Genomic DNA, 21,245 nt, shown 5'->3' with positions numbered 1-21,245 from the left:
GTTTATTGGGGGATTTTCGGGTAAAGCGTCAAGGTAAAATGGTCGCCGCGCTGCCATTTTTCCTTGCGGTACACGGCTTTTTCCAGGACGGACTTCAGCAGGTTGTTTTTTTTGGCGGGATCGTCAGTCCGATCATACAGGTCGAGGACTGATTCAACCTTGGGGATGACTTCCTTTTGCGCCTGCTCACGCATGAGCTCGGCGGCGATGTCGTCTTCGGCCTGTTTGATGGCGGCTTGCAGATGCTCCATTCGTTCTGCCAGTGCTGTAAACCGTTCCAGATACGTCTCCTCGTCGTAGATCCGGCGTTCCAGCAGGTCGTGAAGGCGGTCCTTTTGCCCCTCCAGTTCCTTGCGCTCCCGTTCCAACGAGCGGAGTGCTGCCCGCTTCGCTTCGATCAGGCGTTCGTTTCGCTCCGGCCGCTTCCGTTTGCCCCACTCGGCCTTGTACGCAGCCAGCCATGCTTTGAGGCCTCTCAGCAGATGCTTCTCCACGTAGGCGAAACGGCTGCTCCTGTTTTGACACAGGTGATTGCCGCACTTGAGATGGGGAAGCTGATTCGTGTAGGGGCGCATCACCATGGACGAACCGCACCGTTCACACTTGATCAGGCCGGCGAGCGGGTTGGTGATTCCGCGTTGCAGTTGGTAGGGGACGTGGTAGCTGCGGCCGAGAAGGTCCTGTGCTTTTTGAAACGTCTCCATCGTTACCAGCGGTTCATGCTTGCCCGGGACGTCGATCCATTCGTGCCGCGGGCGCGTTCGGGTATCTTTTCGCTTCCCCGGCTCAGCTGATTTTTTCTCTTCTTTCTTCTTCCACTGGACCCGGCCGGCATACACCGCATTCTTCAGGATCGCCAAAACGGAGGCGGAGGTCCAGTCCTTTCCGGTGTAGGAGCGGTATCCGCGCCGGTTTAACTCGTTGGCGATCTTGCTGCTGCCCATGCGCCTTCCGGGATCCTGGTGGGTGTACCAGTGAAAGATCATCTGCACGATCGGGGCCTGTTCAGGATGGGGGACAAGAGTCCGCTCCTGATCGGTCTTGTGAATCAGGTACCCATAGGGAGGGCGGGTGGCGATGTAGTTCCCCTCTTCGACAGAAGCGATGCGGCCGCGCTGCAGCCGGCGGTTGATCAGCTTCAACTCCCGCCGTGCCATGAACGATTCAAACTCCATGTATTCCTCGTCCCATTCGTCGTTGGGGTCGTAGATCTTCCGCGGCGTGATGATTTTTGTCCCGGACACGCGGAAAGCTCTCTCGATCAACCCCTGGTCAACCTTGTCCCCGCGACCAAGACGGTCGATGTCCATCACCAGGACGGCGTCGTATGTCCCTGCTTCCACCTCTTTCAGGAGTTCCAACATCTGCGGTCGATGGATCAGCGACTCCCCGGAAACCACTTCTTCCCGGATGGTAATGACCTGGAGCTCCTGCTGTTTGGCCAGCTTCAGCAGGGCTTTTTTGTGTTTGGCCAGCGTTTCGCCTTCCCCGCGCGCTTCCGCTTCCAGGTCCGCGCGGGATTTGCGGAGATACATGCAGACACGTTCCATACAGGGGACCTCTCGTCAAAATGAAGACTTATGTCACGCACGTGAAAAAACCATGCCGGTTTGTGCCGCCATACCCTATGCCCGTTTTCGCGAAACATGCCGATCGTCAAAAGCATCCTGCAGCCCGAATGGCCGCAAGACGGAAAGGGAGAGGATGATTTCCATGCCCGTCCCCGCCCCTTCATCGCATACCATTCCTGTAGGGAGGCGATGCCAGTGGAGCGCAAGTACGACGCCACTTACACGTTTGGGAACACCACGGTTCACGTCGTAGCACCTCCACCCATGACGGAAGAAGCGGTAGACCGGGTCCTCGACGAGTTGCACGCCGCCGGATGGGCGATCCTCGACGAGCTTGAGGAGAAGGCCGGGTAACCCCCGGCGGATCAGACAAGCCTGAAAAGAGATGCCCCGGTGTACTGCATCGGCATCCCCCAGTCGAGGCAGGCGGATTCTCACTCGCAATCGCCAAGGGAGTCGGCAGGATTCGGGTATTTGACGACCGGCCATTTCTCCTTGCGCAGTGCGTTCATCAGCTCGGGCCCCACGTGAAGGTTCTCCTGCACGAGCTCTCGAGGCGTCAGCGCCATCCACTGGTTCAGCGACACGTCGGCGAAGCGGTCACTCTTGAACATCTCCAGAAACCATAGGCTTTTGTCACCGGTGTTCTGGATGTAGTGACCAAAGGCAAACGGTACGTACCCCACGTCGCCCGCCCGGTAATTGAACGTGCGGGCCGTGCCGTTCGCCGCAAAGACCGTCATGCGTCCCATGCCGGCGAGGTAATATTGCCATTCATCATTGTTCGGGTGCCAGTGCATCTCCCTCATCCCGCCCGGTTTGATTTCGACCAGGGCGGCCGCGACGGTGGTCGAAATGGGGAAGTTGGTGGAATCGACGATGCGCACCGTTCCGCCCGGCGTTCGAATCGGCTCCTGCGCAAGCAGCCGGTGCGTGAAGCTTTTCGGCACGGTACCGTAAGGATCGGGCACTTTCTGGCTTTCCAATGGGCCGGGTACGTCTGCCTGGAAAATGTACACCTGTTCCGTTGGGATGTGGGCAAAGGCGTGTTCCGATACACCGAAATTGGCGGCCAATACGTCCTTCGGTGTGTGTGCGAACCAATCGGATATGGAGAAGGTGTCCAGGTCGGAGAAGCTGCCGTCGTCGAAAACGAGCAGAAATTCGCAGCCTTCCTCCAGCCCCTGAATCGAGTACGGAATCCCCGGGGGAAAGTACCACAGATCGCCGACGCCGACATCGGCGATAAAGTTCCGCCCGTCCTGGTCGACCGCGGTGATGCGTGCCCGGCCCGAAATCATGAAGGACCACTCCGCCTGCTTGTGCCAGTGCAGCTCACGCACACCGCCCTGCGTCAGCCGCATGTTCACCCCCGCAAGCGTGGTGGCGATCGGCAGCTCTCGTACCGTCACTTCCCGCGACCAGCCGCCGTGGTTTAACTGCATGTGGGTGTCGGAGAACGAGAACTTCAAATTGGGAATCAAGCCCGCATCGGTAATGGGCGGAACCAGCATGTCTGGGTTCTCCAAATCTCGCATGATGTCCCGCGGACCCGTATCGGTCGCACCGGCGCCGTCTGCCCTTATCGGTTGCGGCACATTTCCGTATGCAGGATGACTCCGAGGACGGTTTTCCATCGAACATGCTCCTCTCCATCAGATGATGACAGGGGGAATGCTGATCTTTCATTTTCGTAATGTATGTCGCAGCTAGGGGGTGTATGTCAGATGTACGGTAACTAACACCTCGAAAGACGCTCTCCGCATGACGAGCGTCTATCATTTTCGCTCCAAACCTATTTTTATCGGTTATGATCTGGACCAGGTTGTGGTATGATAGAAGACAGAGAAAAGTGTTCGTGATCGCTCCACGAATAGGGGAATATACTAAGAAAGACCGCAGGTGTTGCAGCACCTACGGCCTTGCACAATAGACGTTCCCCACAAGGGGGCGGCTCATAACGCTGGTTGCGAAATAGACCGCCGAGCTACCGACTCAAGGGCGGTCTATTTCCTTTTGTGAAATGACAGCATGGCGATGATGAACATGCCAAACGCAACCATCAACGAAAGTGCTTCGTACACGGTCATGCCCTCACCCCCTTTCGACAGGGGATGAGCCGACCACCCGTGCGGAGCCGATTCTATTGTGTATGGAAGATTATAACATGGGTACATCCGGATCGGGTGTGTTTTTTTCATGCAGGCGGGTGAGGAACCTTTCAGGGAACGGCCATGGGGAGGAACACGGGGAGATACGGCACGGTTCCATACCTTGCGAAATTGAAACGTGACGCCCCTGTGATCGTCTTCTAATTGAGGGGGGAAGCTGGCGTGATAAGGAATTCTTTCTTGATTGTTGTTCTGGCTGTCGTGTTTCTTGGTGCTTGTTCCCATGATGAAACGAAACCCGTAACCACCCCATCCATTCATGGAGAATTGCCAAGTGCAATGACCTCCAATGAGGGTACTGTGGAAATGAAAACGGAAAAACCAAGCTACTCATCTTCGGAGGAGGAAATTACCCTGGTGGTTCATAATCCGGGACCCGCTTCCTTGTCTTTTGGCGCTGCTTATACCGTTGAGAAACGCGAACAAGACAAGTGGTACGAGGTTCCCTTTAAAGAGGATATCGCCTTTGCGGAGATGGGTCTGGTGTTAAAGCCGGGGGATACCTATCAGCAAAAAATCAATGTGAAGGCGTTTGCGTATACGTTTACCAAAGGCGAATATCGGGTGATAAAACGTTTCTACGCACATGAAAAGGAAATAACCCTGGCTGCCCATTTTACGATGGAGTAACGCCGATTTAGGAAAAAGCGGATGGGAAAGACCTCATTTCTTTGCGGATGAGGTCTTTCGTTACATATCGTATTTGTATTTTTTTAAAAACAGGGCAGGAATTGGCAGCGCAAAGCAAAACTAGGAAGGAAGTATTTCCAACGGGGAGGAGAGCCGCATGACAAAGCGAATCATCATTGGCCTCATTTCGATTGCTGCCGTTTCCTGGATCATTTTCTCTGACGTTGAATGGGGAAAGTACGACAGTTTTGAAGAGGTACTCGAAAAAGGCATCCCTTACAAAGTGAAAAACGTAATTCACACGCAAAACGTAGACGGCGTTACCGTCGTCATGTATACGACTGAACCTGATCGTGAGAGGTTTCCTTTTGCAGATTTCGACGCACTGGCAGTTGCTTTCCTGAAAGGCAACGATGAGGATGGATGGGAAAATATCGGTCCAAACGGATGGGAACATTACGAAAATGACAATATGACAGTGTATACGAAAGGCGTTCACTCTTATGATCGACAAGAGAATGTACGGCATGAGTTTTACGTCGTTTTTGGCGAAATCAATAATTCGGAGATCACAAAAATTGAAACAAAGACCAAACAAGAAGAAACATTTGAACCAGCCACCATCATCATGAACGAAGGGAAACGTTACTATTTTCAGGTTGGACCGGAAGACAACGTTCGAGGGTTATCGAAAGATGGGAAGGTCATAGACCGACAAGGTGGGTAAATCATAAAGAAAAAACGCTGACCGACTGGAAGATCGAGCGGTGGCCGTCAGGTTTTTGTTAAACAGGCACCGGTGTGTTTGACCTGCTGCAAAGTGACGGGTACCGCGGCAGGGGCGGATTGTGGCATCCCCATGCAGGGAAAATGGCTGGCATGCCGTCTGCGCGGTTTCTTGGCCAACATGGAGGTTCCAGAGATGTCGCCTGGCTGGAGGAAAATGTCACAAAACAAACAAATCCCTTCTCGCATGAGAGGGGCTTTCAAACGGATAAAGCGCAAGGGTGATTTCGTTCCCTTCCTTGTCGGTTCCGATGGGGTCGTGCAGCGACACGTCCTTTTTTGTTTTTTTCAAGCTGCGCAGATGCATCAGAATTTCGATTCTACAGTCAAAGGTATGGCGTGATGCCTGGCACGAGCAAAGGAGCGTTTGTCACGCTCCTTTTTCTGATCCCTGATGGTTTGGGGGAAACCAGGCGAACGCAGCGCCAGATGCCGCTCCGTTCGGATCCCACCTTTAATGAGAGGCGGGTTTTGTTTGTCGGTTTTGGACGCGTACCCGTCGCTGCGCGATCGCTTTCGCAACCACACCATGACGCGGTGAGAAGAGAAAGGCCAGCAGGAACAATACGCCGGATACGGCGGTCATGGCCCCGGCAATCGAACTGTCCAGCCAGGACGCGAGCATATAACCGAATACCGAGCAAAGCACGCCGATACCCATGCTGATGAACAGCATCACGTGCAGGCGGTCGGTCAGCAGATAAGCGGTAGCGCCGGGAACGACGAGCATGGCGACAACCAGAATCGCTCCGACGCTTTCAAAGGAAGCAACCGTCGTGAGCGAGACCAGCGTCATCAAGAGATAGTGGAACAGCAGGACAGGAATGCCTACGGCGGCTGCCATGGCGGGGTCAAAGCTGCACAGTTTGAACTGTTTGAAAAAGAGACCGACGACCAGGAGGCTGATCAGAAACACGCCACCCACCGCCCAGACGGCGCGCGGTCCCATGTCCATGCCGCCCCACTCCCACGTGTCCCAGGGAACGTAAGCAATTTCGCCGTACAAGACGCAGTCGAGGTCCAGGTCTACCTGCTGGGCGTACAGCGAGACCAGCACAACTCCCACGGAGAAAAGGGCGGTGAATGTGACCCCGATGGCCGCGTCCGATTTCACTCCGCTTTGGTGCAGAAGTTGAACGAAAAAGACGGTCAGCAGGCCGACCACGGCAGCGCCGATCAGCATCGGCAGCGTTTCCCGGCTGCCGCTGAACAGAAAGGCGATCACAATCCCCGGCAAAATGGCATGGCTGATCGCATCGCCCAGCATCGCCATGCGCCGCAGGATGAGAAAGCAGCCGAGGAACCCGCAGGAGGCGGCCACAAGCGCCCCTGTCAACATGATCCATAAGCTGTTCATACCGACAGACCTCCTCGGTTGGTGGGGTGAAGCTGACTCGCGGCGGGCACGTGCTGGTTCAGCTTGGGCGTCAAATTGTACGCATGGAGCTGCTCCAACATCTGTGCAAGCGTCTCATCAGACAACTGCGACGCCAGTTCTTCCCGGTTTACATCAATGTGCTGGGAAGCATACCTGTCCTCGTTCATGTGGTACACGTCCCACAGCCGTTGATTGAGCACCAGTCCATGGGCTTTTTTCAGTCCTTCCGGGGTAAACGTCCAACGCCGATGTCCGGATGCCTCATCTACGGCCCGTACATATCCCTGCCGGCGCAGCCCGCGCAAAGCTTTTCGGACCGCAGCAGTGCTTTTTCCGCTTTTCTCGGCCAACTCGTGCTCTTCGATGCCGAAGGTCAGGCTGCCCGCTTGGAGGTGATGTGGTTCCTCCATCCGTTCGTACAGGGCCTGCATCACGTCTTCGTGAAGCACTTTGCTGCGCAGGCGCAGGAAGCGGATCAGCCGGACAAGTACCCCACGGCGGGGAGAAACGAGCAACGAAATGACAAAGAAGCAGGTAGCAGCCAACACGATGGTAGGGCCGGTAGGCAAATTTTCCAATTGGGTGCTGAGCAGCGTGCCCAACGCGCCGCTGAAGGCGCCGAACAGTCCGGACAGCACTGCCATGACACTCAGTTTATCCGTCCAGTAGCGGGCCGTGACGGCAGGAGCGATCAACATGGCGGCGACCAGCACCACGCCGACGGCCTGCAAACCGATGACCACGGTCATCAACAGCATCAGCATCAACAGCGCGTCCAGGAAGCCCATGGGAAACCCGAGACCACGTCCGAACCCCGCGTCAAACGAGAGCAGGGTAAATTCCTTGAACAAGAGAATCGTCAGCAGGATCAAGGCGCCTGACACGATCATCATAGTCGTGACATCGCTGGAAACGAGGGAAGCGGCCTGGCCGAACAGAAATTTGTCCAGTCCGCTTTGATTGCCGCTCGCGCTGTGCTGGATGTAGGTGAGCAGCACGATCCCGATCCCGAAAAAGACGGAGAGCGTCAGCGCGAGCGCGGTATCTTCCTTGATCCGCGAATGGCGGGAGATGGACGTGATGCAGTAAGTGGCCAACAGTCCGGCCGCACCCGCGCCGATGAGAAACAGCCCGATCGATTTGGAGCCGGTGAGAAGGTAGACCAGACACACCCCCGGCAGTGCGGCGTGAGCCAGGGCGTCGCCCATCAGCGAACGACCGCGCAAAAAGGCGAAGCAGCCAAGCACGCCGCTGCTGATTCCCAGCAGGATGCACCCGGCCAGCACCCACTGCGTATTGGGGTCTTGCAGAGCGAGCCACAGGTTCATCGTTCGTCCTCCTCGTCGTTGACCGACTGAGAGGAAACGAGCAGTTGGCCGCCCAGCACGTGAAGCCGTCCGCCGTACGTTTTTTGCAGGTTTTCCGCCGTAAACGTCTCGGCGGTGGGGCCCGCGGCAATCACCCGGCGGTTCAGCAGAATCACCCAGTCAAAGTATTCTTCCACCGTCTGAAGGTCGTGATGGACGACGAGAACGGTTTTTTTCTGCTGTTTCAATTCATTCAGCAGATGGATGATCGCCTTTTCCGTAGCGGCGTCCACACCGGCAAACGGTTCATCCATAAAGTAGAGCTGCGCTTCCTGGGCCAGCGCACGAGCGAGGAATACGCGCTGCTGCTGACCGCCGGACAACTGGCTAATCTGCCGCGAAGCGTAGTCGGCCATGCCAACTTTGCGCAGACATTCCAAGGCAAATGCCCGGTCTTCCCTGCCGGGGCGGCGGAACCAACCAAGCCGACCGTACCGGCCCATCAGGACGACATCCAGCGCATCGGCGGGAAAGTCCCAATCGACCGATTCCCGCTGCGGCACGTAGCCGACCAGCTTCCGCTGCTGCTTGTACGTCTTGCCGTAGATCTCGACCTGGCCGGACGCAATCGGCACCAACCCCTGTACCGCCTTGATGAAGGTGGATTTTCCCGCACCGTTGGGGCCGATGATGCCAATCAGCTTTCCTTCCGGCACCTCCACGGAAACATTGCGCAGCACCGGTTTCTTCTGGTAGGCGACAGTCAAATCCCGGACAGTCAAAGACGCTGTGGTAATGGTAGGCGCCATCGTCGTTCTCCTCCTTTCGCGGATTATTTTAAGGCGTTCACGATCGTGTCCACATTGTGTTTCACCATGCCGATGTAGCTGCCTTCGGGCGTGCCGGGCTCACCCATCGCATCCGAGAACAGCTCCCCGCCGATCGTGACCGTGTGGTTTTTCGCCGCCGCTCCTTGCACAACCGCTTCAATGGAGCGCTTCGGCACCGACGACTCGACAAATACTGCTTTGATCTTGCGGGAAACCAGCGTGTCGACGAGCGTTTGCACGTCTTTCAGCCCGTATTCCGCCGCCGTGCTGATTCCCTGCAGGCCCATCACTTCCACGTCGTAGGCGCGGCCGAAGTATTGAAACGCGTCATGGGCCGTCACCAGAACACGACGTTCTTTGGGAATGGAGGCGAGCTCCGTACGGGCGTAGTCGTCAAGCTGTTTCAGCTCCGCCAGGTACTTTTCGGCGTTGGCCGCGTACACCTCTTTATGGGCTTGGTCAAAAGCAGACAAATCATCCCGGACCTGTTCCACTGCTTTCATCCACAGCGACACGTCAAACCAGACGTGCGGGTCGGGGTTTTCCGGTGCCGCCGGGTCGGCCAGCAGCTGCTCCTTGCTCAATCCGGCCGTGACGGCTTTCACCGGCTTTTTCTTGCTCATTTTTTCAAAGATTTCCACCATTTTTCCTTCCAGGTGCAGACCGGAGTAGAAGATCAGGTCGGCGTCTTCAATCCGTTTGATATCCCCCTCGGACGCTTTGTACAGGTGAGGGTCGACTCCAGCGCTCATCAACTGCGTCACTTCCACGTGGTCGCCTCCGACCTGTTTGACGATATCGGCAACCATCCCGGTAGTGGCCGTCACCTTCCATTTGCCATCGGGCGCTTCCGCCGTCTGGGCAGCACCGCAGCCGGCGAGCAGCACGGCAAGCGACAGCATGCCTGCAAACAGCCCGTTTCTTATGCGGAAAACATATGCATCTGCCATTGTTTGTCCTCCTCAATTTTTTTCTCTTTAGTCACAATTGTTTCCTTGAGGCAAATTCTACACAAAAAAATGACAATGAGCAACACTATTTTACGAGAGAAAAAAAGTTTCCTTAGGGAAAAATATTGGATGCTTCTGATGGGGGAGGCAGCACGACTGAATGATCACGTAGAGGATAAGTGATCGCACGAGGCCTGTCAGCCCTTTCACAATGAAAGGAATCCAGATGTGCAATGAGTGGGAGGAGGGGGGGTGTCGTCCCCAGTGCCGAACGGGCTGGCGTTCGGCGGCAGCGGGGACGGCGCACTCGTCTGTGCCGGTGGGGGGTGCGGCAGTTACGGATTGGGGATACCTGCCTGCTGAGCGGCCCCCGACGTTCGTTCGTTCTTGTCTCTCATGCGGCTGAAAATCGTGGCGAGAATCGAGCCCGATATATTGTGCCACACGCTGAAAATCGCACTGGGTACAGCGGCCAATGGCGAGAAATTCGCCGTTGCGATCGCCACGCCCAATCCGGAATTCTGCATCCCGACTTCCATGGCCACCGCCTTTTGTTTTGCCAAATCCATTCCGAACAGACGGGCGAGGTAAAAGCCCAGCAAAAAGCCCAGCACATTATGCAGGATCACAACAGCAAAAATCAGCGGGCCGGTGGAGGCCAGCTTGGCCTGACTGCCTGCCACGACACCTGCTACGATCATGACGATCGCGATGGTGGAGACGAGCGGCAGCGCCTTTGCACTCGCTTCCGCCTGTTTGCCAAAGAACTTCTTGATGACAAACCCGAGAGCCAGCGGAATGATCACCACTTGAATAATGGACGCAAACAATGACCACATGTTGATGTCAACCCACTTGCTGGCAAGCAGCAGGATAAGCAGAGGAGTCACAATGGGTGCGAGAATCGTTGAAACCGATGCGATCGCCACAGCGAGGGCAACATCCCCTCTTGCCAGAAACACCATGACATTCGATGCCGTTCCACTCGGACAGCATCCCACCAGGATGACGCCAACAGCCACTTCCGGCGGCAGGTCCAATCCCCATGCCAAGAGGAAGGCCAATCCCGGCATGATGACGTAGTGACACACCACGCCGATCGCCACATCCTTTGGCCGACGAAATACTTCTGCAAAATCGGCTGCGGACAATGTAAGTCCCATCCCGAACATGACGATTCCCAACAAGGGAACGACATAGCCTCCAATCCACTTGAAATGGCCGGGGAACAGATAGGCAATCACCGAAACGAGAATGACCCATACGGTAAACGTTTTTCCTGCAAACGAACTGATTTTTTCGATAAGCATCATCGGCTTTGAAACAGTGCCAGACATCGACATGGAAATCCTCCTTAACTGATTTGTCCGCCCATTGTCACGATATCTTCTTCGAGTGCGACTGCGACATCAATTGCGATCCTCAGCCCTTTCACAATGGTTTCCAACGCCATGCTGGGCTGCCCCGGCTGGCGGGCAGCCTGTTCCGGAAGATAGGGGATATGAATGAATCCGCCCCGAATGGCGGCTTTTGATTCGGCGATGTAATGCATCAATCCGTAGAAAACATGATTGCACACGAACGTTCCGGCTGTATGGGATACGGCGGCCGGTACTCCCTGCCGATTCAGTTCTTGTACGATTGCCTTGATCGGCAGGGTAGACCAGTATCCAACAGGCCCGCCGGGTACAACCGGCGTATCAATCGGTTGGTTTCCTTCGTTATCGGGGATGCGCGCATCATTCACATTGATCGCCACCCGTTCGACGGTCATTTGGGGTCGTCCGCCTGCCTGCCCGACGCAAATGACAAGATCGGGCTTGACCTGTTCGATCGCAGCGTACAAGCAGTCAAGCGCCTTGCCGAATACGGTAGGCATTTCCCTGACCTCGACTGCATACGTTTCGGTTTTCAGATGGGCCAGGCATTTGACCGCTTCCAACGCCGGATTGACGGATTCTCCGCCAAACGGATCAAATCCCGTTACGAGAACGTTCTTCATCGTATCTCCTCCGTTCTTATCTCCACTGAGTCCCTTTCTCTCGCCAGCCAAGCTCGAATGAAATCCGTTTGACAGCCTCCTGCAACACATGGATTAACTCTGGTAACCGCTCGACGCCGAATCGAACATCCGGACCGGCAATGCTTAATCCGGCGCAGATGCGGCCGTGATGATCAAAGATTGGCGCAGCCACCGAAGCGGTGTTTTCCTCCAGTTCCGAATAGCTGACGGTATAGCCGTTTTTCCGCGCTTCGGCGAGTACTTCCCTGAGCCGCTGCTTGTCCGTGATGGTTCCGGATGCATATGGAACCAGCGTGATCGCGTTTATATACTGTTCGCGTTCCTGTTCGTCCAGATAGGCGAGGATGATTCGGGAACAGGCTCCCGCGTAGAGGGGGGATCTCCTGCCAATTTTCGTGTAAAGCCGGACCGGATGCAGCGTGTCCAATTTTTCAATATACATCGCCTGGTCCCCGTCTCGAATGATCAGATTGACGGCCTCGTCCACCTGATCCCGCAAGGTTTTCATCACCGGTAACGCGATTTGGCGGATATCCAATCGCTCGGCCACCAACTGGCCGAACTGCAGGAATGTCAGGCCCAGTGAATAGCTGCCGTCTGCGTTTTTCTGCAGGAGCCCCATCTCTTCCAGTGACCCTGCCATGCGATGAATGGACGTTTTGGGCATGCCCGACAGCTCTACCATGTCGTTGAGGCTTAGTTTTGCGTGCTGGAGAAAAAGATTCAGCACTTCCATCGATTTGACAATCGTCTTGTTCTTGTTTTGTATCATGAGCCCCCTTGATCCTCCCCAGCCAATCAAAATGGATGAAGCACAACGGGCTGCCGCCGGCTTTGTACATCGGCGGCAGTCCTCGTCTGCATGCGTCCGCTCACAGGGAGAGGACATACATCAGGACGATGTTAAACGCTAGGATAATCAACGCAGTGGGAACCTGCACACGAATGACGTGGTTTTTATCTTTCAAGTCAAGCAGGGCGGCAGGCACAATGTTGAAGTTGGCTGCCATCGGAGTCATCAGGGTGCCGCAGTAACCGGCAAACATCCCGATGGCCGCCAGATGGTTGGCATCCACACCAAATTGCTTGATCAACAGCGGGACAGCGATTCCCGCCGTCATCACCGGGAAAGCGGCAAACGCATTTCCCATCACCATCGTAAACAAAGCCATACCGATACAGTAAGCAAAGACGACCCAGAACAGGGAATGGGTAGGAATGATTTTTCCCACCAAATCAGAAACAACAGTGCCAACCCCGGCGCTGGTAAAGATCGTCCCCAACGTTGCCAGCATCTGCGGCAGGAGGGAGGCCCAGCCGATGGCTTCCAACAACCTTCGCGATTCCTTTACAGCGACAACAGGTGCAGATTTGGTCATCCACAGACCTGCAAGCAGTGCGATCAGCGTTGCCACGCCAAGTGACACGAGGGTGATGTTCTTTTGGTCAAAGATAAACAGGTCACCGATTTTTACGCCTTTGAACCCTGTCGTGCCAATCACGGTGATGACCGGGATCAATAAAGCAGGAATGAACAGAAGATTCTTCAACCGGTTGCGATTTTGCATTTTCTCTTCTGGAGTTGCTTCCCCGTAGCTGCCGGGTTTCAAACCGCCTGCTCCCACGATGGCAACCATCACCAGCACGAGCAGTCCCATGTAAAACGGCGGGATCACACTGCCGAGCAGCAGGGAAATCCCGTAGAGGAAATAAAACAGTCCGGATGTGAGGCGCCGCGGATTTTTCCGGTCAGCGAAGGTAAACAAACTGCCCAACACGACGATTATTCCCAAAAAGATATAGACGGCTTCGATGGACAGCAGCATCAATTATTCCTCCTTTCCGATCGCCGCATGGCTGCTGGCGGAACCAAGACGCTTCTGAAGAGAACGATCCAGCAGATACAGACGAATACAGTGGACGATCAAGGCGGCAACAGCGGTCGGAATCGCCCACAACGCCATGTGCAGCGGATCGGAAGGAATGTTGTTTTGGTCAAAGAAGCCTTTCATCAACAAGATTGCCCCGATGGCGATAAAAACGTCTTCACCGAAAAATACCCCGATGTTGTCAGCAGCGGCGGCATGGGCACGGATTTCATCGCGAACGTTGTCCGGCAATTTGCCGTATTTTGCTTCTGCAGCCCCTTCTGCCATGGGAGCGACAAGCGGACGAACCATCTGCGCGTGTCCGCCGATGGAGGTTAATCCGACGGCTGCGGCTACTTCCCGAATGACAAAATAAGCGGTAAGAATCCGGCCGGTCGTTGCCGCCTTGATTTTGGCCACAACGCTTTCCGCCTGTTCGCGCAGCCCATGACGTTCCAACAGGCCGATGACCGGCAGCGTGGCGATGAAAACGGCCATATACCGATTGGTCGTGAACGCTTTCCCGAATTGTTCGATGATTTCATACAGCGATTGATGGGCAAGCAGTCCGGTCACCAGCCCCGCGCTGGTGACAACCAAGAGCGGATTTACGCGAATGATAAAACCGACGATGACGATAACAAGTCCAAGCAAGACCATTCCCTGTTTCTCCCCTCAATCATTTTGTTGTGGAAAGCGGTCGTTTCCGCTCCAGTCCGATGCGAACAGTGCCATTCGTGAAAGATTGGCGCACAAGCTCAACGTGGATCTGTCTTTGCGCCAGCCAGTCAAGGATGGCTTGATGAACAACATGGTGGGCGTATTGGCAAGCAGCCAGCTCCTTGCCGTACACCGTTTCGTCGTTTACTTCCGTCATCAAATCTGCGGTCACCCATTGCGGAAACCGCTCGATCAAATCGTACGACTGTTTGTCCCGTTTTGCATGACGGGTATAGGCGATGCTTCCATGGGACAATTCCACCGGAAAGTGTTTCTCATCAAACTGAGTCCCCCAGCGGATATACGTACGGAGCCACTCCCGATTGTCGTTTGCCACCGTTTCGTCTTCATCCAGTCTTTTTGTCAGGAACGAGCGCAGGGAATGATACGCTTCCCGCTGTTCCGCCGTTGCATCCGTAAGCTCTCGCCAAATGGTATACATCCGGGCGCTGGGAATCCAGTAGGAAACCGGGAAGCGGGGCGGGCTGTGATAGCCGCTGAACGGTTGAATCCATTCATGCGAAGGGACCCCGTGGTCGTCAAGGACAATATCCGGCTTCCATCGGTTCCACACTTTGGGATACACCCGACTTTCGCCAAAGGGCACATCCGGTTGAAAACGATATTTGGCAAACTCCAATCCGCATGCGTTGTAACGGGCCGCATGGTGTTTCCAGCAAGGGTGTTCGGCTGTCATCTGGGCGTGCAGCGCTGCGCCGTCCACGTTTTCCAACGGAACAATCACAACATTCAGATGATCCAGAACGGATGGGTCGGCCATCACCTGCTCAATCAGATGCAGCGCAGCATTTGTGCTGGACACCTCGTTGGCATGGTGCCGTTCATTGATGAACAGCGTCGGCTTGTACAGTGTTTGCTTGAGAGAACTGCAAATGCTCGCCTTATCGTTCGATGACGCATACAATTCCACCAGCCAGATCCACTGGCCAAGAAAGGAAAAATCGATCGGTGTCACCCGACCGGGGATCTTCTCCTTCCGCTTTTCCAGCCAATCTTGAACATCTTCGTTGACGAAAACATCGTCCGTCACCGATTTTTCAGCAGCATGGGTTGCGGGAGGAGCCAACCCGTTCTCCCCGGCAGAATGTGCTGCCGCGGAAAGCCATGTGCCGCAGGATTCTGCCAGTGCGGGATCGGCCAGGCCGTCAAATGCAAACGTCGTTTGTCCGTTGTGCTGCGTAAGAGAGACAATTCTCGCCTGCCGCCATTGATCGGCCGGACTTGGCTTCAATACGGTCTCTTCCCCGTGTTGGAACACAATCCGTACATGATGGTCGTTAGGCAGGGCGTATAAAGCGATGCGCGCATGCGGCTTTCCGCCGGGTTCGTGGTGCATGAACGGCACGATACCTCCAGGTGCGTCCCAGCCCGGATCACCCGTTTGCTTCCCATGCTCATGCAGGGCATGCAGGGTGTAGAAATACAAATCTTCATGCAGCGCCTCCAAGGCGGAACTTACCTCTTCCAGGTGCGGCACCTTGTTGTCTGCGGCATCCATCCAGACGTGACACTCAATCCGCAAGAATTTGGGCACCCCCTGCACGGGTCCGACCTGTGCGACCACTGCGGGAAGGACGGATTGCTGATACCATTTCCAAAAGCGATACGGATTCGTTTCAAAGGATTGGCTGGCCAATGCCTGGGCTTGTCCGCTCGGATAAATGCGGCAGCCGGCAAACGGGATCATGACATGGCCTCGCTCGGGTTGATCAGGCATGTACGGCAGACTTTTTCCCCAGCCTTCCCAGGACCAATCCGCCAGGACTTTGCCCTGCTTGTTTTTGGCCGCTATACGGAACATGGGGGCCGACTGCTCTTCCAGCAGTTCCAGCGTGATCCGTTCCGGCGGCACATCCAGTGCTTTCGCCAAAATCGCGTCGAAGGGGTACAGCTCTTGTAAATAGCGGTGCACCAGATCAAGATGTTTGACATCGGGCCGAAACGCGCGCGCCTGCAAGACGATGGAATCGAGATCGGCAACCTGCCTGATTCGCGGCAGGACTTCCTGCATCGCCCAGTGTAGACCGGATTTGTTGGCGTCACGGTAGACATATGAGGCGGAGATCCCCCATTGTTTCCGGATCGCGGTTGTCAGTTGTTCCGCCCAACGGAGAAAGCTTGGCTCACTGGTTGTCGTCGTCACCTCGATCGCGATTTCGTCGGCCAACTGTCCAGCTTCCTGCAGCCGTGTCAGTGTGGTGAAAAGATACTCTTCCATGTCTTGCAATTCACCACGGTCTTCCCAATCGGCGGTCCAAACGGGCGCGGCGTGCTCAACCAGAATGGAACGGCTGCTCATGTTTGGAGCAAGATATTGTCTCCACAATTCAACCGGATTCGCCAGGTGTTCGGGTAGGACAAGCTGTGCGATCTCCCCGCGTCTCTGTTCCATAAACGCTTTCATGCCCAACTGTGCCCGCAGCTGAATATCCTGACTGGCACTTTGCAGGGAAGCAAAGCGGTGCCTCCAGGTATCCTCTGTCGGCAGATCGAGCGGAGCAAACCATTCTGTTAACAAGTCGCGAACAAATGCGATGATTCTTCGCTTGCTGCTGTGAATCGCCAGGCCGCCCTTTCCGACAGGAGAAAGTCCCACGAAAGCCTCGCAATCATCTGAATCATCAGCCGTTAGGGAAATCTCAAACCGATTGGCAGGTTTGCTTTCGCCAAGACAAGCGGTCACCGGGAAGCAGACATACCCTGCCGACAATGCAAGTCTCGCAGCCAATTCAACCGCGGCTGCCGTTGGTTCGAGGTCAGAATCGCGTACATGAAAATAAAGATCAAGGGTCGGATGCAGCTCATCTTCGTTTTGCCGATAAAGCCCTTCGACGGAAAAAAGGTTGTGCAGGGAATACCGTTGTGGTGCATCCCGACCATCCAAGGACGTGCCGGAAAAGGAAATCTCCCGAGGGACCAGAATCATCGGTTCATGTTCAGGGAATCCGTTTGCGAAACAGTCAGATGCAAGAGCTCGTGCCGCATGCAGTGTCATCTCGGGAGAACTGCCCGTAACGACAAGAACCGGGCCCTGTTCCCGCTGAAGCAGATAAAGCAGCCCCGATTCCTGTGTCAGTTCCTTCCGTGCAGATTGTATGGGCAGCGCGTGCTCGCCCAAAACGCGAAACAACCACGCTTCGTCATATCCCATCACCAGATGGAAGGGGGCGGCACCGTTGTCCGATTTCGCTTCCAATTGATCAAAAATAAAGAGATGATCAAAGATCGGAACGGGCAGCTCAGCCATATGAAGGCCAATTCGCGCGGCCAGTTCAACCATTGCGGCAGATTCCCAGCACGTCCGCCGCGACGGTACTGTGATCCGCGAACGCAGGCCCGCCGGGGCGCTCCTTCCCTCATGCGAGTAGAAAAGTCCATCGGTTGTCCAGAAATGTTGCGCAGTCATCAGGATCTCCTCGCAATACGTCGTTCCGTATTTCGGAACATTCATTTCGAAATTGTTACTCTTATGATAGTATTCAGTAAAAGAGAAAATCAATATTTATTTTTTGAAAATTTGTCCTTTTTTATAAATCATTCAACTGTTCCACTTTCAACACTTCCCTCGCTGCAGCGGGGGATTAGGCGTACTTCCGTGGGGTGGTAACGGAACAAAACCTTGAAAAAACTGAAGACATAACAGAAAGCTCCCAATCCTAAGCGATTCAGCCATTTTTTGTATTTCGCTTGGTTGGTCACTTTCGCCACTTGAGCGTCAAATTGCTCACCTGATCCATGTTCCGATCCATCCGAGAATCCGCTACTTTTGACAAGCCGTAGACGCATACCTTCTGACAGGGAGGGATGCGCGGTGCATGTAAAGCTCATACCTGGAGATTCTGCTCACAGTATCCGTTCCGCCTGTTATCAGTACTTGTTAGGAAAATACAGGAGGGAGAAGCTGAATGGTCGGGATATACGCCAGGGTGAGTACGGAAGAACAAGCGAGAAGCGGATTCAGCCTCGACGACCAAATCAGGGAGTGCCGGAAGAAGGCGGGGACCCGTGAGGTGGTCGAATACGTCGATGACGTATCCGGTGAGTTTCTGGATCGGCCTGCCCTCACCAAGCTGCGGCAAGACGTAAAAGAGGGCCTCATTACAAAAGTCATCTGTCTGGACCCGGATCGTCTTTCACGCAAGCTGATGAACCAGTTGATCATCACGGACGAGTTTGACAAACGCGGGGTAGAGCTGGTGTTCGTGAATGGGGAGTACGCCAAAACACCGGAAGGGCAGCTGTTTTACAGCATGCGCGGCGCCATCGCGGAGTTCGAAAAAGCCAAGATCAATGAGCGGATGAGCCGGGGGCGGAAGGAAAAGGCACGACAAGGACGAGTGCTGCGGGATTTTAAAATATACGGGTATGGCTATGACCCCACCACCGAGCAAATGGTGGTGAAAGAGGACGAGGCCGTGGTGATCCGGCTCATCTTCGATCTTTTCACACAGCCCAATGACCTGGTGCAGGGCATCAATGGAATTGCCAAGTATTTGACGGACAAGAGGGTGCCAACGAAACGCGGAGCGGATGTGTGGCACCGGCAAGTGGTTCGTCAGATCCTGATGAATGAAGCGTACATCGGGAAGTTTTATCAGAATCGCTGGAATACAGAGGGGATGCTTGGAAACAGGTTTCGTTCGCTCGAGGAGAGGGTCCGCATGAGACAGCGGCCAAAAGAAGAGTGGATTTTACTTCCGTGCCCCGCGATCGTCGATGAATCCACATTTGTGCATGCGCAAAAATTGTTGAAGGAATCCCGGAGAAGATGGGCCGGCAGACGCCTTCATCCCTATTTGTTAAGCGGGTTGGTTCGCTGCGGGGACTGCGGAAACACGATGACCGGTCGAAAGACAAAGCATTGGGGGAGGGATGTCTACGAGTACACAGACATCAAAAACACGGCAGGAGCCAAACACCACGGATGCGGGCGGCGAGTGAAGTGCGAGGACCTGGACAGGGAAATTTGGGAGACGGTCCGATCCTGGCTGGATCATCCGGAGGAAATGGCTGCAGCCGTTGAGGAGAGCGACGAAACCTCTTTCGAGCAAGCTGAAATCAACCGGCTGACAAAAGAGTTGGAAAAAACCAGAGTCGGCCGCAAGCGATTGCTGAAGCTGTTTGCTTCAGGCGAAGAGGACCTGGGGGAAGAGGAGATTCGCCAGGAACTGCGTGAATTGAAGGACAAAGAGGACCGATTGGTGCAGCAGCTCGCGGAATGGCAGGATCGGGTCAAACGCATGGAAGAGGGTGGGGACAACCGGAATGTCCTGCGGGAAGCGGCCTACTACTACTTGTCCAAGGCGCCTGATGAGCTTACGTTCGAGGATAAACGGGAACTGATTCGCCATGTCGTTCGCGAGGTCAAGGTCTTTCAGGATCACATCGACGTCTACACGTTCTGATGCATCCCGATTGACAGTAGAAGTTCGTTTTCAATGCAGCGGGCGGCATACGTCGCCAGTTTGGTCCCTTTCTCCACCTGGTAGCTCTCGATGGCTTTGATCAGACCGATCGTGCCGATGGAAATCAGGTCTTCGCTGTCTTCGCCAGTGTTTTCAAACTTTTTGACAATGTGGGCCACGAGCCGCAGGTTGTGCTCGATCAGCTTGTTGCGCGCGTACGGGTCCCCTTCTGCCATCAGCCTCAGGTATTTTTCCTCTTCCGTATCGGGCAGCGGCTGGGGAAACGCGTTGTTCTTGACGTAGGCCACAAACAGCATGAGTTCCTTGAACAACAGGGAAAGCGCCGCAAAGATGCTGGACACGCCTGCCACCTCCACGTCTGGAATGCTTACACCTATCCATATGTGGGCGGCTGCCCATGCGTGCCTGTACGGGAAAAAGGACGGCGCAGATGGAACCGTCGGAAAACCGTGAACCACCGGGGATGTGATCGCAAGCAAGCAGGACAAAACGGCGCCCCGGGACACGACGCCGGGGCTGGATTTGTGTACGCGATCACTCGGCGTCGGTAATGCGCAGATAGGAAATGTTTCGCACGTTGATCACGATGTCATCGTATTGAAGCCATCCATCGCTGAGGTTGGCAACCATCTGGACGATCTCTTCCGGTTCCGTCGTCCGGATGGACACCGAATCGCCTCCGGAAAAATGAAACGTGATGTTCTTTACTGCCGTCATCGGTACCATCTCCTTTTCACATCTTGCCACAGAGGCAGGGTGTTCCTCGACGGAGAGGGACTTCGGTTCAGGAGCCGTGAGTCCCCTTCCCTACACCCCATGTATCGGCAAAATCAGTGTTTTCTGAAAGAGCATGTTGGAGAGGATTCGGCTTTCTATGTTCCCGTCGCGTTCGGCAGGATGGTGGAGACGGTTGGCCGGTTGCTATCCGTCCTTTTGCCCCCACTTGTTCGCCAGCTCCGGCCGTTGATAGGCGGTCAGTTTGTCCAGCAGGCGGGCGGGGTCGCTGTCGCTGACGAGCAGGTCGGCGTGGGAGGCGGGCATGAACCCGGCGCTCACGGCTTTCTCAATCATCTGCAGGAGCGGTGTGTAATACCCGTTGACGTTGAGAATGCCCACCGGTTTTTGGTGGATGCCCAACTGGCACCAACTGACGGCTTCAAACAGTTCTTCCCACGTGCCGTAGCCGCCGGGGAGGGCGATAAAGGCGTCCGACAGCTCCGCCATTTTCGCTTTCCGCTCGTGCATGTCGGCCACTTCGTAGAATTGGCTCAATCCCGTGTGGGCCATTTCGCCGCGAAATAATCCGCGCGGCATCACCCCGATCGCTTTGCCTCCCGATTCCAGCACGGCGTTGGCGGTGCAGCCCATCAGCCCCATGTTGGAGCCGCCGTAGACCAACCCCAGTCCCCGGCGGGCAATCTCATGGCCCAATTTTCGGGCCGCCTCGGCGTACACCGCATCGACGCCCGGATTGGAGCCGGCGTAGACACATACATTGTTCATGGTTTCTCCCTCCTGACGCTGTGGTTGACTTTCTATTATATACTGGTGATTATGGAAAAGA

19 protein-coding genes and 2 pseudogenes are annotated in these 21,245 nt (G+C 55.1%); 4 read left to right on the top strand and 17 right to left on the bottom strand.

Features of this window, described 5'->3' with window-relative positions; genetic code table 11:
* Nucleotides 1–2 precede the first annotated feature (2 nt).
* The gene (locus M516_RS0100700) at nucleotides 3–1,550 is read right to left on the bottom strand and encodes a recombinase family protein (protein ID WP_029097399.1); all 1,548 of its coding nucleotides are present in this window, start codon (nucleotides 1,548–1,550) and stop codon (nucleotides 3–5) included.
* Nucleotides 1,551–1,766: 216 nt separating this feature from the next.
* Between M516_RS0100700 and M516_RS25365 the strand changes: the two genes are divergently transcribed.
* A complete protein-coding gene (locus M516_RS25365; protein WP_162484667.1) occupies nucleotides 1,767–1,925 on the top strand; it encodes a hypothetical protein in 159 nt (52 codons plus the stop codon).
* Between the two features lie 80 nt (nucleotides 1,926–2,005).
* Here M516_RS25365 and M516_RS22455 read toward each other — a convergent pair whose 3' ends face one another.
* Together M516_RS22455 and M516_RS26260 are read right to left on the bottom strand one after the other, a co-directional pair.
* The gene (locus M516_RS22455) at nucleotides 2,006–3,208 is read right to left on the bottom strand and encodes an oxalate decarboxylase family bicupin (RefSeq protein ID WP_035288547.1); all 1,203 of its coding nucleotides are present in this window, start codon (nucleotides 3,206–3,208) and stop codon (nucleotides 2,006–2,008) included.
* Nucleotides 3,209–3,577: 369 nt separating this feature from the next.
* Nucleotides 3,578–3,661, bottom strand: a complete 84-nt coding sequence (locus M516_RS26260; RefSeq protein WP_416358675.1) for a putative holin-like toxin — start codon at nucleotides 3,659–3,661, stop codon at nucleotides 3,578–3,580.
* Between the two features lie 261 nt (nucleotides 3,662–3,922).
* Here M516_RS26260 and M516_RS22450 point away from each other — a divergent pair, with 261 nt between their 5' ends.
* Together M516_RS22450 and M516_RS0100675 are read left to right on the top strand one after the other, a co-directional pair.
* Nucleotides 3,923–4,372 carry an immunoglobulin-like domain-containing protein gene (locus tag M516_RS22450; RefSeq protein ID WP_152523322.1) on the top strand — a complete coding sequence of 150 codons (450 nt, stop codon included), beginning with the start codon at nucleotides 3,923–3,925 and terminating at the stop codon, nucleotides 4,370–4,372.
* Nucleotides 4,373–4,529: 157 nt separating this feature from the next.
* Nucleotides 4,530–5,099: a hypothetical protein gene (locus M516_RS0100675; protein ID WP_029097397.1), complete on the top strand. Its 570-nt coding sequence runs from the start codon at nucleotides 4,530–4,532 to the stop codon at nucleotides 5,097–5,099.
* Nucleotides 5,100–5,375: 276 nt separating this feature from the next.
* On the opposite strand, the pseudogene M516_RS25825 reads toward M516_RS0100675, so the two are convergent.
* The 11 genes and pseudogenes from M516_RS25825 to M516_RS0100620 form a co-directional block, all read right to left on the bottom strand.
* Nucleotides 5,376–5,474, bottom strand: a pseudogene (locus M516_RS25825) (RNA polymerase subunit sigma-70); the annotation flags it as partial.
* A gap of 138 nt (nucleotides 5,475–5,612) precedes the next feature.
* Nucleotides 5,613–6,515: a metal ABC transporter permease gene (locus tag M516_RS0100665; protein WP_029097395.1), complete on the bottom strand. Its 903-nt coding sequence runs from the start codon at nucleotides 6,513–6,515 to the stop codon at nucleotides 5,613–5,615.
* The gene (locus M516_RS0100660) at nucleotides 6,512–7,864 is read right to left on the bottom strand and encodes a metal ABC transporter permease (protein WP_029097394.1); all 1,353 of its coding nucleotides are present in this window, start codon (nucleotides 7,862–7,864) and stop codon (nucleotides 6,512–6,514) included. Before M516_RS0100660 ends, M516_RS0100665 begins: the two co-directional genes overlap by 4 nt.
* Nucleotides 7,861–8,652, bottom strand: a complete 792-nt coding sequence (locus M516_RS0100655; RefSeq protein ID WP_029097393.1) for a metal ABC transporter ATP-binding protein — start codon at nucleotides 8,650–8,652, stop codon at nucleotides 7,861–7,863. Before M516_RS0100655 ends, M516_RS0100660 begins: the two co-directional genes overlap by 4 nt.
* A gap of 23 nt (nucleotides 8,653–8,675) precedes the next feature.
* Nucleotides 8,676–9,575 (bottom strand): metal ABC transporter solute-binding protein, Zn/Mn family, encoded by a 900-nt coding sequence (locus M516_RS0100650; RefSeq protein ID WP_420796311.1) that lies wholly within the window; start codon nucleotides 9,573–9,575, stop codon nucleotides 8,676–8,678.
* Nucleotides 9,576–9,958: 383 nt separating this feature from the next.
* Complete coding sequence (locus M516_RS0100645) at nucleotides 9,959–10,936, bottom strand: bile acid:sodium symporter family protein (RefSeq protein ID WP_029097391.1); 978 nt, start codon at nucleotides 10,934–10,936, stop codon at nucleotides 9,959–9,961.
* A 41-nt stretch (nucleotides 10,937–10,977) separates the two neighbouring features.
* Entirely contained in the window at nucleotides 10,978–11,625 is a 648-nt protein-coding gene (pcp, locus tag M516_RS0100640; RefSeq protein WP_029097390.1) for a pyroglutamyl-peptidase I, read from the bottom strand.
* Between the two features lie 16 nt (nucleotides 11,626–11,641).
* A complete protein-coding gene (locus M516_RS0100635; protein WP_029097389.1) occupies nucleotides 11,642–12,415 on the bottom strand; it encodes an IclR family transcriptional regulator in 774 nt (257 codons plus the stop codon).
* A gap of 103 nt (nucleotides 12,416–12,518) precedes the next feature.
* Complete coding sequence (locus tag M516_RS0100630; protein WP_029097388.1) at nucleotides 12,519–13,472, bottom strand: DUF979 domain-containing protein; 954 nt, start codon at nucleotides 13,470–13,472, stop codon at nucleotides 12,519–12,521.
* 3 nt (nucleotides 13,473–13,475) lie between these two features.
* Complete coding sequence (locus M516_RS0100625) at nucleotides 13,476–14,174, bottom strand: DUF969 domain-containing protein (protein WP_029097387.1); 699 nt, start codon at nucleotides 14,172–14,174, stop codon at nucleotides 13,476–13,478.
* 19 nt (nucleotides 14,175–14,193) lie between these two features.
* Nucleotides 14,194–17,661, bottom strand: a complete 3,468-nt coding sequence (locus M516_RS0100620; protein WP_029097386.1) for a M14 family metallopeptidase — start codon at nucleotides 17,659–17,661, stop codon at nucleotides 14,194–14,196.
* 499 nt (nucleotides 17,662–18,160) lie between these two features.
* On the opposite strand from M516_RS0100620, the gene M516_RS0100615 reads away from it, so the two are divergent.
* Nucleotides 18,161–19,660, top strand: a complete 1,500-nt coding sequence (locus M516_RS0100615) for a recombinase family protein (RefSeq protein ID WP_029097385.1) — start codon at nucleotides 18,161–18,163, stop codon at nucleotides 19,658–19,660.
* Between the two features lie 8 nt (nucleotides 19,661–19,668).
* Here the strand turns inward: M516_RS0100615 and M516_RS22445 are convergent.
* The 3 genes and pseudogenes from M516_RS22445 to M516_RS0100600 form a co-directional block, all read right to left on the bottom strand.
* Nucleotides 19,669–20,022, bottom strand: a pseudogene (locus tag M516_RS22445) (sigma-70 family RNA polymerase sigma factor); the annotation flags it as partial.
* Between the two features lie 193 nt (nucleotides 20,023–20,215).
* On the bottom strand, nucleotides 20,216–20,398 hold the full coding sequence (locus M516_RS0100605; RefSeq protein ID WP_029097384.1) for a hypothetical protein: 183 nt from the start codon (nucleotides 20,396–20,398) through the stop codon (nucleotides 20,216–20,218).
* A 204-nt stretch (nucleotides 20,399–20,602) separates the two neighbouring features.
* A complete protein-coding gene (locus M516_RS0100600) occupies nucleotides 20,603–21,184 on the bottom strand; it encodes an LOG family protein (protein ID WP_029097383.1) in 582 nt (193 codons plus the stop codon).
* Between the last annotated feature and the right edge of the window lie 61 nt (nucleotides 21,185–21,245).

Source organism: Brevibacillus thermoruber 423 (assembly GCF_000454065.1).
Taxonomy (GTDB): domain Bacteria; phylum Bacillota; class Bacilli; order Brevibacillales; family Brevibacillaceae; genus Brevibacillus; species Brevibacillus thermoruber.
Note: the sequence above shows the minus strand (reverse complement) of the source record. Positions and strands in the feature narration are given on the sequence as shown.